Genomic DNA, 13,194 nt, shown 5'->3' on the forward strand with positions numbered 1-13,194 from the left:
CCGCATGCCCACGCCATACGGATCCCGCGGCGGCATGGCGTTCGGTGCGGACGAGCTGCGTGTGCTCCGACGCGCCCTCGCCATCGCCCTCCACCCCAGCGCCGTCCAGGATGAGGACATCAAGGACTGCATGCGCCTCGCCGACTCCGTGGACGAGGCGGTCCACGAGGGAGAGCGGCTGCGCGCCTTCCTCCTCGCCGACCTCGTCCGCTACCGCGACGCGCTCCCCGGCTCGCTGCCCGGCTACACCGAGCTGCTCCAGGACGCCCTGGCGGCCGGCTACGACCCCGGGCCCGACGATCTGGCCGCCCTGCGCGCCCTGCGCTCCGACCCGGTCTGCGCCGCCCTCCTGGAGCGCTGCCGCCGGATCGCGGAACGCTCGGTGCGGGCCCGCCTCGCCGGCCGCGCCGTCTCGACGCCGGGTCCGCGCACCCGGCTCCTCACCCTGGTCGGCGGCAGCGCGGCCGACCGGGACAGGAGCGGCGGCAAGGACGGCAAGGACGGCGAGGGCACGTCCGCCGAGCCGCGCCCGGCCTCCCCGGCCCGCCCGGCACCCGGGCACCCCGCGCCGGAGCGGCCCGTACCGAAGCCGTCCGAGGCGTTCCCGCCACGCCGCCGTCCCGTGCCCCCGCCGGAGGAACGGCGGGCGGGCTAGCTACTCTGTCCCCATGGACTACGTTTCCGCGCTTCTGCCCCCCGTGGTGATGGCCATCTTCTTCACCGCGCTCGTCGTGACGATCGTGAAGAGCCAGGGCGGCCCCAACAAGGGCAAGGAGGACGCGGCCGTGGACAGCGCGCTCGCGCGCGCCGAGGCCGCGCAGCAGAAGCCCGCGGCCTCCTGACCCGGGCCGGGGCGGACACATACGGCAGGGGCGCACGGGGTATTTCCCTTCGTGCGCCCTTTTTGCTGCGTCCACATCGCAAATAACCAGCCATTCGCGACATCTCCCACTATGGTGCAGATGTGCCCCGTCAATTGGGAGAGCTGGAAGACGCCGTGATGACCCGGGTCTGGCAGTGGAACCGTCCGGTGACCGTCCGGGAAGTCCTCGAAGACCTCCAGCAGGAACGGTCGATCGCGTACACCACGGTCATGACCGTAATGGACAATCTCCATCAGAAGGGCTGGGTCCGCAGGGAAGTCGACGGGCGGGCCTATCGATATACGGCGGTCTCCACGCGGGCCGCGTACGCCGCCGCCCTGATGAACGAAGCCTGGTCCCGGAGCGACAACCGGGCGGCCGCTCTCGTCGCCTTCTTCGGCATGATGTCCCCCGAGGAGCGCGAAGCGCTGCGCGATGCCGTGCGCATGGTGCAGGAGCCGGAACCCGAACGGGACCGCGCACCCGAACAGGACCGCGAACCCGAACCCGAACAGGGATCCGAAGAGGGCGATGTGCCCGGCGGCAGCACGGAGCGATAGCGTCCAGGCATGTCTTATCCCGCCGCTAATGCGGTCACCGTCCGCCGCGCCAGGACCGGCGATGTACGGGCCGTGCGCGACCTTCTCGACGCGTACGTCGACGACGGGATCCTGCTCGACAAAGCGACGGTCACGCTTTACGAGTCCATCCAGGAGTTCTGGGTCGCCGAACGGGACTCGGACGCGCGGGTGGTGGGCTGCGGGGCGCTGCACGTGATGTGGGAAGACCTCGCCGAAGTGCGTACTCTCGCGGTGGACCCCCAGTTCCACGGCTCGGGCATCGGGCATCTCGTGCTCGGCAAGCTGCTCCAGACCGCCCGCTGGCTCGGAGTGCGGCGGGTTTTCTGCCTCACGTTCGAAGTCGCCTTCTTCGCGAAGCACGGGTTCACGGAGATCGAGGAGACTCCCGTCGATACCGTTGACACAGATGTCTACAGCGAGCTGCTGCGCTCCTATGACGAGGGCGTCGCGGAGTTCCTCGGTCTCGAACGAGTGAAGCCGAACACCTTGGGCAACACCCGGATGCTTCTGCACCTGTGATCGGGGAAGGGCCGGGAAGCTGTCGGAACCCTATGTCCGAATCGCGCACGTTTCCCGCGGAGCAAGGATCCTGAACCTCTGCCGGGGGTTTGTGTTTTCCAGTCAAAAGCGGTTTCCTTTCCGCGTACTGCATTTTCGATGAAAGGAAATCCGGTGGCACAGAAGGTTCAGGTCCTTCTTGTCGATGACCTCGACGGTGGCGAGGCTGACGAGACCGTGACGTTCGCTCTTGACGGCAAGAGCTTCGAGATCGACCTCACCACCGCCAACGCGGACAAGCTCCGTGGCCTCCTTGAGCCTTACGTCAAGAGCGGCCGGCGCACCGGTGGCCGTGCGGCGGGCGGTCGTGGCAAGGCGCGCGGCGCGCTGCTCGGCACCGGCAACCAGAACACTGCGGAGATCCGCAAGTGGGCCAAGGAGCAGGGTTACAACGTGAACGACCGCGGACGCGTCCCGGCCGAAATCCGTGAAGCCTACGAGAAGCAGAACGGCTGAGTTCCCGCGTTCCCCGCACCACCTGGGGATTTAGCGTGAATCAACCGGGCCCGGTGGCATTCCGTCGCCGCCGCGGCCACCAGCCGAACGAGGCTGAGGCCCGTGGCGCGGCCGCCCCGCAGGGCGTTCCCCGGGCTCTCGCCGGCACCCCTCCCACCGGCACCACCGCACTGCGTGATTCCGGTGAAGGAGGGGAGGCACGCCTCCACCTCGCACCCCGGCTCGGGGGGTCGCAGCCACACGGCGGCCCCTCGCGAACCGGCCCAGCCGGGCGGCAGGGGGGCGGTGATCCGGCCCCCGGTGCCGATCGCCGTCAGGTCGAGGCCGACCCCGCCCCATTCGAGCCAGTCGAGCAGCCCCGGCAGCTCGTCCGCGCTCCCCGCGGCGACGAGCAGCCGCATCCGGTGTCCCATCAGGGCGACCGGGCCGGTGTTCCCGTACCGCTCCAGGAGGGCGAACCCGGCGGTCGCCGGGAGTTCGAGGACGTCGAAGCGCAGCCCCGTCAGCAGATGGACGGGGGGCCCGGCCGAAACGGCCCAGCCGAGCTCGCGCTCGTACCAGTGCGCGAGCGGGCCATCCAGGGGGGCGCGGGGTGCCGGCACGGTGAAGGCCATGCCCGGAGCAACTGGTGAAACGCCGCCAAGTTACGCTGGGTTCCCGGACCAATGCGTTCTGTCGCCGAATTCCAGGCGTCCGGACGCGGGTGCAGGCGCAAGGCTGTTCGCCCGTAGCTTACGGAACCGGGGTGCGCCGCATGGAGTGTCGGTCCCGACGGGTAAGACATTCCTAGTGGGGAGGGGCGACACGCTCGTCAGGCGGTCTCACGTTCGCCATCGGCGTACTGGAGACAGGGGTATCTGTCTGGCCTGCGGGAACATCGTCTCGCACCATCGGGTTGGAGCAGTTGTCGGCTGTTCGGGCCGGGAGGCATGAACGGGTGTCGGCAGTTGGAATGAGCTGTCCCGCCCTGCGGGACTAGCATGCGGAAGGACAGGGAGGGGACCGCCCCCTTACTGCCCGACCGCTCTGAGGAGCGATTAACGATGTTCGAGAGGTTCACCGACCGCGCGCGGCGGGTTGTCGTCCTGGCTCAGGAAGAAGCCCGGATGCTCAACCACAACTACATCGGCACCGAGCACATCCTCCTGGGCCTGATCCACGAGGGTGAGGGTGTCGCCGCTAAGGCCCTGGAGAGCCTCGGGATTTCGCTCGAGGCGGTCCGCCAGCAGGTGGAGGAGATCATCGGTCAGGGCCAGCAGGCCCCGTCCGGGCACATTCCCTTCACCCCTCGCGCCAAGAAGGTCCTGGAGCTGTCGCTCCGCGAGGCCCTCCAGCTCGGCCACAACTACATCGGCACCGAGCACATCCTGCTCGGCCTGATCCGCGAGGGCGAGGGCGTCGCCGCCCAGGTCCTCGTGAAGCTGGGCGCCGATCTCAACCGGGTGCGGCAGCAGGTCATCCAGCTGCTCTCCGGCTACCAGGGCAAGGAAGCCGCCACCGCCGGCGGCCCTGCGGAGGGCACCCCCTCCACGTCCCTGGTGCTCGACCAGTTCGGCCGCAACCTGACGCAGGCCGCTCGCGAATCCAAGCTCGACCCGGTCATCGGGCGCGAGAAGGAGATCGAGCGCGTCATGCAGGTCCTGTCGCGCCGTACCAAGAACAACCCGGTCCTCATCGGCGAGCCCGGCGTCGGCAAGACCGCCGTCGTCGAGGGCCTGGCCCAGGCGATCGTCAAGGGCGAGGTGCCCGAGACGCTCAAGGACAAGCACCTCTACACGCTGGACCTCGGCGCCCTGGTCGCCGGTTCCCGCTACCGCGGTGACTTCGAGGAGCGCCTGAAGAAGGTCCTCAAGGAGATCCGCACCCGCGGCGACATCATCCTGTTCATCGACGAGCTCCACACCCTGGTGGGTGCGGGCGCCGCCGAGGGCGCGATCGACGCGGCGAGCATCCTGAAGCCGATGCTGGCCCGCGGTGAGCTCCAGACCATCGGTGCCACCACGCTGGACGAGTACCGCAAGCACCTGGAGAAGGACGCGGCCCTCGAGCGCCGCTTCCAGCCCATCCAGGTCGCGGAGCCGTCGCTGCCGCACACCATCGAGATCCTCAAGGGTCTGCGCGACCGCTACGAGGCCCACCACCGCGTCTCGATCACGGACGAGGCCCTCGTCCAGGCCGCGACGCTGGCCGACCGGTACATCTCGGACCGCTTCCTGCCGGACAAGGCGATCGACCTGATCGACGAGGCCGGCTCCCGGATGCGCATCCGCCGGATGACCGCGCCGCCGGACCTCCGCGAGTTCGACGAGAAGATCGCGGGCGTGCGCCGCGACAAGGAGTCGGCCATCGACTCCCAGGACTTCGAGAAGGCGGCCTCTCTCCGCGACAAGGAGAAGCAGCTGCTCGCCGCGAAGGCCAAGCGCGAGAAGGAGTGGAAGGCCGGCGACATGGACGTCGTCGCCGAGGTCGACGGCGAGCTGATCGCCGAGGTGCTGGCCACGGCCACGGGCATCCCGGTCTTCAAGCTCACCGAGGAGGAGTCCTCGCGGCTGCTCCGCATGGAGGACGAGCTGCACAAGCGCGTCATCGGCCAGAAGGACGCCATCAAGGCGCTCTCGCAGGCCATCCGTCGTACGCGTGCCGGTCTGAAGGACCCGAAGCGTCCCGGTGGTTCGTTCATCTTCGCCGGTCCGTCCGGTGTCGGTAAGACCGAGCTGTCGAAGACGCTGGCGGAATTCCTCTTCGGTGACGAGGACGCGCTGATCTCCCTCGACATGTCGGAGTTCAGCGAGAAGCACACGGTTTCCCGCCTCTTCGGTTCGCCCCCCGGTTACGTGGGTTACGAAGAGGGCGGCCAGCTCACCGAGAAGGTGCGCCGCAAGCCGTTCTCCGTCGTCCTGTTCGACGAGGTCGAGAAGGCCCACCCCGATATCTTCAATTCCCTGCTCCAGATTCTGGAAGACGGTCGCCTGACCGACTCCCAGGGCCGGGTCGTGGACTTCAAGAACACGGTCATCATCATGACGACCAACCTCGGGACCCGGGACATCTCCAAGGGCTTCAACCTGGGCTTCGCCGCCCAGGGTGACGTCAAGACCGGCTACGACCGGATGAAGGCCAAGGTCAACGAGGAGCTGAAGCAGCACTTCCGCCCCGAGTTCCTCAACCGTGTCGACGACACTGTGGTCTTCCACCAGCTGACCGAGGAAGACATCATCCAGATCGTCGACCTCATGATCGACAAGGTGGACGAGCGCCTCAAGGACCGCGACATGGGCATCGAGCTCAATGCCGAGGCCAAGTCGCTGCTCGCGAAGAAGGGCTACGACCCGATCATGGGTGCCCGGCCGCTGCGCCGGACGATCCAGCGGGAGATCGAGGACATCCTCTCCGAGAAGATCCTCTTCGGTGAGCTGCGCCCCGGTCACATCGTGGTCATCGGCACCGAGGGCGAGGGTGAGGAGAAGAAGTTCACCTTCCGCGGCGAGGAGAAGTCGGCGCTGCCCGACGTCCCCCCGATCGAGGACGCGGCCGCCGGTGGCGGTCCGAACCTGAGCAAGGAGGCGTAGCTCTCCCCGGAGGTCTCGCCTGAAGGGGCCGGCCCGGCTCGTACGTCACGTACGAGCCGGGCCGGCCCTTTTTGCGCGCGCGTGCACCGTTCAGGGGGCGAGCGGGCCGCCGTTGACGGTGACGGTGAGGCCGGGGCGGCGCAGCAGGGCCGCCGGGTTCCAGGAGCCCGCCTGCACCGTGCCGACCGCCAGGTCCACCGTGGTCAGGGCGGGGAACACCGCGAGGACGGCGCCGAGGTCGCCGTCGGAGTTGGCGAGCCACAGGTCGAGGTGGCGCACACCGGGCAGTGGCGCGACCCCGGCGAGGGCGGCCACGGAGCTGAGCGCCACCCCGAGCCGTCCGATGCCGGGCCGCCCGCGCACGTACGCGAGGAGCCGACGGGTGGTGGCCGACGAGGACGGGGCCAGTTCGAGATGGCCGAGGGCCGGCCAGTGGCTCAGCGCGTCGAATCCGGCGACCTGGTCGGCCTCCAGGTGCAGCGTGGTGACGCCGGGCAGCACGGGCAGCTGCGCGAGGTGCAGGTCGGTGCTGCTCCCGAAGAGCAGGGTGCGCAGCGCTGCCGCCGAGCCGAGCGGCGCCAGGTCGACCTCCTGGGCGGCCACGTCGAGCAGCCCGAGCGAGGCGAGCCGCGGCAGCCGGCCGAGCTGCGACAGGTCGCGCAGGCCCGAGCCCCGCAGCACCTCCAGGTCTTCGAGCCACTCCGCGCTGTCCCGCAGGAACGCCAGGTCGGTCAGGCGGTCGGTGCTGTTGAGCCGCAGCGCGGTCACGGTGCGGCCGCGCAGCGCCCTGTGGAGCTCGGCCGCGGTGAGGTCCGGCGGGACGGTGATCCACAGCCGGCGGGCGCCCGGCACGTGCGGCAGCTGCGCCAGCTGCCACCGGGTCTCCACGTGCAGCCGGGCCTCGCGCAGATCGAGCCGGGCCAGCACCTCACGGGCGTACCGCTCGGCGGGATAGCGCGACCACTCGGTGGCGAACAGGTCGACGGTGCCCGGGTGGGCCGCCGCCCATGCCCCGGCGTGCTCGATGGCCTCGGCGCCGCCGACCCGGTTGATGAGCGCGACCACGTCGCCCAGCGCCTCGCGGGGCGTGTCCGCCGGGTCCGGCAGGTGTTTGAGCACCGACGGGCCGAGACGTGCCAGCAGGGTGACGGTCTCCAGGTCGCGCGGCGGCAGCAGCGCCTTGATGTGCTCGCCGACCCGGCGGTGGGTGTCCTCGTCGAAGTAGGCGGTGTTCTGCGCGCAGCGCGCCGCGAGGACCTCGATCTTCGCCCGGTCCTGGTGGCCGCGCTGCCGGGCGGCGGCGTCGAGGAGCCCGTTGACGAGGGCGGCCCGGTCGCGGCGGCCGCAGTGCCCGGCGGCGAGCAGGATCACGTCCTGCCACTGCTGCTCCTCCGGGGCGTGCCGCAGGAGTTCGCCCAGGTGCCCGTCGTCCACGAACTCCTTGGCGGCGAGGAAGTCCTGGAAGGTGCGGTGGGTGAACTGGAAGACGTTGTCGGCGCGTTCCTGGAGCAGCCCGCTGCGGTTGAGCAGATGCCGCAGTACGTCGTCGGCGGTGCCCTGGGCGCGTACGTTCTCCATGCCGCGCAGGGCCCGCTCAAGGCGGCGCAGCGCCTGTTCGCGGGTGAACTCCGACTGCCCCTCGCGCACCAGCCACACCGCGATCCGCTGGAGCAGTTCGGTGCACTCCTCGGCGCCGATCGCGATGCCCTCGGCCGCCGGGACCTTGCGCTGCTGGTCCCGGTTGCCGAGCAGCATCCGCAGCGCCGCCTCGTAGAGCTGCCAGCGGGTGTCGGGCAGGAAGCCCTGGCGCAGCCGGTGCAGCGCGCAGATGACGGCGCACAGGAGCGGGGTGCGGGCCAGGCCCTTGAGGTTGCTGTTCTGCTTGAACTGCTCGGACAGGTCGCGCTCCAGCTCGTCCAGGTCCTCGTGCGGCCCGCTGTCGAGGCGGGCCGCGCGGTGCCAGGCGGCGATGAACGCGGTGATGTCCTCGTCGTTCATCGGGAGCAGCCGCAGCTCCTCGAAGCCGGCGTACTTCAGCCAGTCCGGCTCGACCGCCATCGGCCGCACCGTCACCACGCAGCGGGTCCGCGGATAGCGGTCCAGGAGCGCGGCGAGCCAGCGGTGGGCCTCCTCGCGGTCCTCCTGCGGCACCTCGTCCAGGCCGTCGACGAGGAGCAGCGCCCGCCCGGTCTTCAGGACGCGCCCGGCCCACCCGTCGGGCGCCGCGTCCACCACGAGCCGTGCCGCGGTGGGGAGTTGGGCGGGCAGCGGGAAGGTGGCGCCCTGGGCGCGCAGGCTGCGCAGCGGCACCACGAACGGGACCAGCGCGTTGAGGTCGGCGAGCCCCGGGCCGAGCCGCCCGGCCGCCGCGTGCGCCGCGAGCCACCACACCAGGGTGGTCTTGCCGGCACCGGCCTCGCCGCGGATCAGGACCCGGGGCCGGGAGGCGAGCAGCGCGTCGATGCGCTGCGGCGCGCTGTCCGTCAGGGAGCGGCCGGCCTGCGGCGGCTCGGCGGCCTTGGGCCTCGCCTCCAGGCTGAGGTAGGCGGTGTCCAGGTCCCATTCGGAGTCCCGCTTGTTCAGCTCGTCGAGACCGAAGATCTTCGTCTTGCGGTACGCGGCGCCGATGGCCTCGGCGTACTCCTGCTCGTAGCGCTGGTCCTCCGGGGGCACGCCGGTGACCAGTTCGAGGCCGGTGACGGCGGCCAGGGTCGCGAACGCGGCACGGAAGCCCTCCATCGCGTGGACGGAGCGCAGCGGCACGCACACCACCCTGCGGTGGCCCCGGCCGCGCGGGATCTCCTTGACCAGGCCGAGCAGGGTCGCCCCCGCGAAGAGCGGCGCGCCGGACAGTCCGGCCAGCGGCGAGCTGCCGTCGGCGCGCTCGGCGGCGGGCGGCCGGTGCAGCTCGCAGACCAGGTCGTCACGCAGGCTCCCCGCGACCGGCAGGACCGTACCCACGAACTGGTCGTAGTCCAGGTGGTGGTCGGCGCCGTAGCGCTGGATGTCGGGGAAGCCGATGATCTCGCAGCCCGGCAGTGACTGCGCGGTGTCGACGGAGCCGAGCCGCAGCATCCCGGGCAGCAGCTCCTCGTCGCTGTAGAGCAGCGCCGCGTCCACCCGCTCGTCCCGCCACAGGACCCGGGCGCCCACCTCGCCGATGGCGGGGTGGGCGAGCCGCACGGGCGCCGGGCCCACCAGGTTGTGCGCGCAGGTCAGCACCAGCCACGGCGACACGACGACCCCGCTGCCCTGGCGCGCGTCGGACAGGACGGCCACGACCCGGTCGGCGGTCGTGGGCAGCCCCGTGCTCACCGCGGGCCGGGCCCGAAGCGCCCGCCGGGCCGGTCGTTGCCGACCTGCCAGGCGGAGCCGTCGGGGGCGGTGTGCGGGGTCAGCGTGAACGACACCTTGTGGGTGCGCCCGGTGATCCGCCCGGCGTCCGCGCCCGCGTCCACCACCCAGGCCCGCACCTTGGCGCCGCCCTTGACCTCCTTGCGGAGTTCGAGCGTGAACTCCATGTGGATGGCGCCGAGTTCGAAGACGAGCGGCTCTCCGGTCGCCCGCGCGGCGGCCTCGGTGAGCTGATCCCGTACGGACTCGATGGCGTCGGCCAGCTCGATCCCGTCGAACGCGGCACTGTCGTCGGTCATGATGCGCCCCCTCGCCTCGTCCCAAGTGTCGCGCCGGGAGCGGCAGTTGGGACAGGGGCGGGACGCGGCCGGGCTCAGCCGGCGACGTCGATCGCGACGCCGGGACCCAGTGCTTCCATGCCGCGCAGCGCGCCTCCCTGATGCGTCAGCCAGATCCGCCGCAGATGGCGGGCCGCCGCCAGCGGGCTGAGGTCGACGTCCGACAGGGTGGAGCGGACCATCAGCGTCCGCATGGCGGGGAAGAGGTGGGGGAGCCGGTCCACGGTGTGCTGGCTGATCCCGCTGGGGAGCGTGATCGACGAGGGCGAGGCGAGCCGGGCCGACGGCGGTGCCGCGGCGACCAGCCGGCCCGAGACGTACAGCGACCGCAGCCGGGGAAGGAGCGCGAGCGCGTCCCAGTCGGCCTGGTCCTGCGGGCCGCAGTCCATACCGATGACCAGTCGTTCCAGGGCCTGGCACCGGTCGATGCCGCGGAGCCCGCCGTCCGGCCTGCTGGTCCAGGACAGGGTGAGGTGCCGCAGCGGTGCCCCTGCGGGGAGGTCGGAGACGGCCCCGGCCTCGCCGCCGAGGGAGAGCTCCTCCAGGCCGTCCAGGGCGCCGAGCGGCGCCAGGGCGGGACGGCCACTCAGGACCAGGGCCAGGGTGCGCAGCGGCAGGTCCGGCAGATGGCTCAGGTCGGCGATCTTCGGGCATCCCGCGACCGTCAGGTCCGCCAGGGCGTCCTGCCCGGCGAGGAACGAGAGGTCCCGCAGGGTTTCGTTGTCCCGGATGCGCAGACCTTCCGGCCTGGCGCCCCGCAGATACTGCCGCAGCGCCGCCGGCGGCAGGTCACCCCGTGCCTCCAGGCGGGCATGGGGGCCCAGCGCGCGCAGCGCCGCCAGCTGCTCCTCGGTCGTCGCGCAGAAGTACAGGTCGGTCGGGTCGAGGTGGGCGATGACCTCGTCGGCGTACTGCTGGGTGTCGAACCTCCCCCAGGACCAGGCGAGTTGGCGCCGCACATTGAGGTCCGAACGGCGCGCGAACCGGGCCATGTACGGGATCGCCCGGTCGGAGCCGGTGTGCGAGGCGGCGATCACGACGCACTCGGCGGTCTCCGCCGCCAGGCCGTCCGGGCCGGGCAGCAGGTCCAGGATGAGCGGCCCGGCCTTCGCCAGGATCTGCGCCGCCCGGGGGCTGACGGGCGGGATCAGCCCGGTGGTATGCCGCTCGACCTCCGCCCGCACCGCAGGATCGAGCTCCGCCGCGTGCTCCAGACATGTCGCGGCCAGCATGTGCACCCGCATGCGGACCGCGGACGATTCGTGGTTGTCGCCGAAGGCGAGCAACTCCCCGAAGAGCTCCCGGCGTTCACGCGGCCGGGCATGCGCGACGGCCATCCGGACGACGTCCTCCCACTGGTCGTCGGCGGCGTGCCGCACCAGCTCACCCCACGCGCCCTCCTCGACGGCGGCCCGCGCGCCGAGGAAGTCCTGGAAGGTGCGGTGCACGAACTCGACGGTGCCGGTGCCCGGCTCGCGCAGCAGCCCGCTGCGGTGCAGGAAGTGGGTGTAGACGGCGGCCGCGTCGCCGAGGCGGGAGATCTCGGGGACCGCGGGGAGCAGCTCCCCGATGATCTGCTCGGCGCGCGAACGGTCCATCTCGGTGCGGCCGTTGCGGATCAGCCAGTACGCGATGCGCTGGAGCAGCTGGAGCTGCGGCTCCTCGCGCAGCTCGGGCAGGCCGGCCATGCTGCGCTCGCGGTCCCGGCGGGTGAGCAGCATGGTGAGGGCGGCGTCGTACAGGTCCTTGCGGCCGTACGGCAGGAAGCCGCGGCGGTCGCGGTGCAGGGCGCAGATCAGGCCGCACATCAGCGGGTTGGTGGCGAGCCGGCCGAGGTCGGGCTTGGTGCGTACGGAGTCGAGGAGCTGCGCCTCGTACGCGGCGAGGGTTCCGTCGTCGTCGGTGCCGGCCCCGGCGGCCGTGTGCCAGCGGCGGATGAACGCGGCCACGCCCGACGGGCTCATGGTGGACATGGTCAGCTCCGCGAAGTCCTCGTCGCCGAGCCAGTCCTCGCGGACCGCCGAGGGGCGCGAGGTGACGAGCCAGCGGTTGCCGGGGAAGGCGCCGATGAGGTCGCCGAGCCAGCTGCGGGTGCGGGAGCGCTCGGCGTCGGGGATCTCGTCGATGCCGTCCACCAGGAGCAGGCCGCGGCCCGCGGTGAGGACCCGGGACTCCCAGCCCGGCGGCTGTTCCCCGGCGAGCGGGGAGCCGACGGCGGCGAGGAAGTCCTTGGGCGCGGGCAGCCGCTCGCCGTGCCGGGTCAGGGTGCGCAGGGGCAGCACGAAGGGGATGCGGTCGCGCAGATACGTCATGCGGTCGTCGGTGCCGGCCGCGTCCTGGGTGCCGTCGGCGGTCTCGGGGGTGCCTCGGCGGGCCGCGCTGACGGCGAGCCACTGCACCAGGGTGGTCTTGCCGGAGCCGGCCTCGCCGCGCAGCAGGACGCGCTCGTGGCCGGCCAGGGCCTGGTCGGCGGGGATCGGCAGGCAGGGTACCGGCGGCTCGGGTGCCCGCTCGGGGAAGCGGTCGATGCGGGCGGCGAGCAGGCCCGGATGCTGCTCGTAGCGGGTGGCGGAGGTGCGCAGCTGGTCGGCGAGCCCGGCGCGCGGTCCGGCGGCGGTCGCCTCCAGGCTGAGATAGGCGGCGTCCAGCGGCCAGATGCCGGGGGAGTTGGTGAGGTCGAGCCCGTAGATCGTCAACTTGGCGTGCTTGCGGGCGACATGGCCGAGGTAGCGGCGCTCGAAGGCGGCGTCGAGGCCGTCGGGGCGTGGCGTCCGGGCCATCAACTCGTCCACCTTGGCGTCGAGTCGGGCCTGGCGGCGGCTCTGCTGGACGACCGTGGCCGGGACGAACGTGGTCCGCTGGGTGAAGAAGTGCAGGACGTGCAGGCAGGTGGCGGTCAGGAGGCGGTCGTAGAAGTGGGTGGCGTCGGCCGAGAGGTGGCGCTCGGGGTGGCCGCCGGCCCGGCGCAGTTCACGGGCGAGCGCCTCGTGGCCGAGCGCCACCGCCTCGACGTCGCTGAGGCTCAGCTCGCCGAGCGCGTAGAGGGTGGAGGCGAGCGCGTCGACGACGGCCTGTTCCTCGTCGCGCGGCACGGCCCGCTCGTGGGCGCGTAACCCCTCCTTGACCAGGGCGGCCGCGAGCCGGCGGAGGTCCGGGTCGGTGAGCGTGCGTTTCTCTCCCCGGAAGGAGACGTACGAGGAGAGGCGTACGGGGCGGTCGACGAGGCCCGCACCCGGCCCCTCGGTCACGAAGAGCTTCTTCACCAGCGGGCCGACGACGCCGGTCGCGAGCTTGATGACTATCTGCGCGGGATCCACGACGCGTCAGCCTAGCGAGGGCGGCGGGACCTTGGTCCCGAAACGGAAGGCCGGGGGTCCGGGCCGCGGTGACAAGCCGCACAGCCGGTCCGGGCCCTACTAGGCGGATTAGGAGGCGTTGCGCGGGCACCGCGGGTATTCCCCACCTGATCGTTACG

General features: G+C 71.6%; 10 protein-coding genes. 6 read left to right on the top strand and 4 right to left on the bottom strand.

What is annotated here, in order from left to right:
• Positions 1-34 precede the first annotated feature (34 nt).
• From OOJ98_RS32470 to OOJ98_RS32490, 5 genes are all read left to right on the top strand, one after another.
• On the top strand, positions 35-655 hold the full coding sequence (locus OOJ98_RS32470) for a hypothetical protein (protein WP_267058748.1): 621 nt from the start codon (positions 35-37) through the stop codon (positions 653-655).
• A gap of 13 nt (positions 656-668) precedes the next feature.
• Positions 669-842, top strand: coding sequence for a hypothetical protein (locus OOJ98_RS32475; protein ID WP_267058684.1), 174 nt, complete (start codon positions 669-671; stop codon positions 840-842).
• A 122-nt stretch (positions 843-964) separates the two neighbouring features.
• Positions 965-1,423, top strand: a complete 459-nt coding sequence (locus tag OOJ98_RS32480) for a BlaI/MecI/CopY family transcriptional regulator (protein WP_267058685.1) — start codon at positions 965-967, stop codon at positions 1,421-1,423.
• A 9-nt stretch (positions 1,424-1,432) separates the two neighbouring features.
• Positions 1,433-1,963: an amino-acid N-acetyltransferase gene (locus OOJ98_RS32485; RefSeq protein ID WP_267058686.1), complete on the top strand. Its 531-nt coding sequence runs from the start codon at positions 1,433-1,435 to the stop codon at positions 1,961-1,963.
• A 153-nt stretch (positions 1,964-2,116) separates the two neighbouring features.
• Positions 2,117-2,458 (top strand): Lsr2 family protein, encoded by a 342-nt coding sequence (locus tag OOJ98_RS32490; protein WP_053729112.1) that lies wholly within the window; start codon positions 2,117-2,119, stop codon positions 2,456-2,458.
• On the opposite strand, the gene OOJ98_RS32495 is transcribed toward OOJ98_RS32490, so the two are convergent.
• The gene (locus OOJ98_RS32495; protein ID WP_267058687.1) at positions 2,437-3,072 is read right to left on the bottom strand and encodes an SCO3374 family protein; all 636 of its coding nucleotides are present in this window, start codon (positions 3,070-3,072) and stop codon (positions 2,437-2,439) included. The two genes, OOJ98_RS32490 and OOJ98_RS32495, sit on opposite strands and share 22 nt — an antisense overlap.
• A 429-nt stretch (positions 3,073-3,501) precedes the next feature.
• Here OOJ98_RS32495 and OOJ98_RS32500 point away from each other — a divergent pair, with 429 nt between their 5' ends.
• Complete coding sequence (locus tag OOJ98_RS32500) at positions 3,502-6,027, top strand: ATP-dependent Clp protease ATP-binding subunit (protein ID WP_120722094.1); 2,526 nt, start codon at positions 3,502-3,504, stop codon at positions 6,025-6,027.
• Positions 6,028-6,117: 90 nt separating this feature from the next.
• Here the strand turns inward: OOJ98_RS32500 and OOJ98_RS32505 are convergent, their stop codons facing one another.
• The 3 genes from OOJ98_RS32505 to OOJ98_RS32515 all read right to left on the bottom strand — a co-directional run bounded on the left by OOJ98_RS32505 (position 6,118) and on the right by OOJ98_RS32515 (position 13,036).
• Positions 6,118-9,342, bottom strand: a complete 3,225-nt coding sequence (locus tag OOJ98_RS32505) for an NACHT domain-containing protein (protein ID WP_267058688.1) — start codon at positions 9,340-9,342, stop codon at positions 6,118-6,120.
• Entirely contained in the window at positions 9,339-9,683 is a 345-nt protein-coding gene (locus OOJ98_RS32510) for a trypco2 family protein (RefSeq protein ID WP_267058749.1), read from the bottom strand. Before OOJ98_RS32510 ends, OOJ98_RS32505 begins: the two co-directional genes overlap by 4 nt.
• A 71-nt stretch (positions 9,684-9,754) precedes the next feature.
• On the bottom strand, positions 9,755-13,036 hold the full coding sequence (locus OOJ98_RS32515; RefSeq protein ID WP_267058689.1) for an NACHT domain-containing NTPase: 3,282 nt from the start codon (positions 13,034-13,036) through the stop codon (positions 9,755-9,757).
• Between the last annotated feature and the right edge of the window lie 158 nt (positions 13,037-13,194).

The organism is Streptomyces sp. NBC_00083 (genome assembly GCF_026343295.1).
Lineage (GTDB): Bacteria > Actinomycetota > Actinomycetes > Streptomycetales > Streptomycetaceae > Streptomyces.

Excerpts from the sequence above, each read along its gene's own strand:
- OOJ98_RS32470 (WP_267058748.1), top strand. The coding sequence starts at position 35 with ATGGCGTTCGGTGCGGACGAGCTGCGTGTGCTCCGACGCGCCCTCGCC.
- OOJ98_RS32475 (WP_267058684.1), top strand. The coding sequence starts at position 669 with ATGGACTACGTTTCCGCGCTTCTGCCCCCCGTGGTGATGGCCATCTTC.
- OOJ98_RS32485 (WP_267058686.1), top strand. The coding sequence starts at position 1,433 with ATGTCTTATCCCGCCGCTAATGCGGTCACCGTCCGCCGCGCCAGGACC.
- OOJ98_RS32495 (WP_267058687.1), bottom strand. The coding sequence starts at position 3,072 with ATGGCCTTCACCGTGCCGGCACCCCGCGCCCCCCTGGATGGCCCGCTC.
- OOJ98_RS32500 (WP_120722094.1), top strand. The coding sequence starts at position 3,502 with ATGTTCGAGAGGTTCACCGACCGCGCGCGGCGGGTTGTCGTCCTGGCT.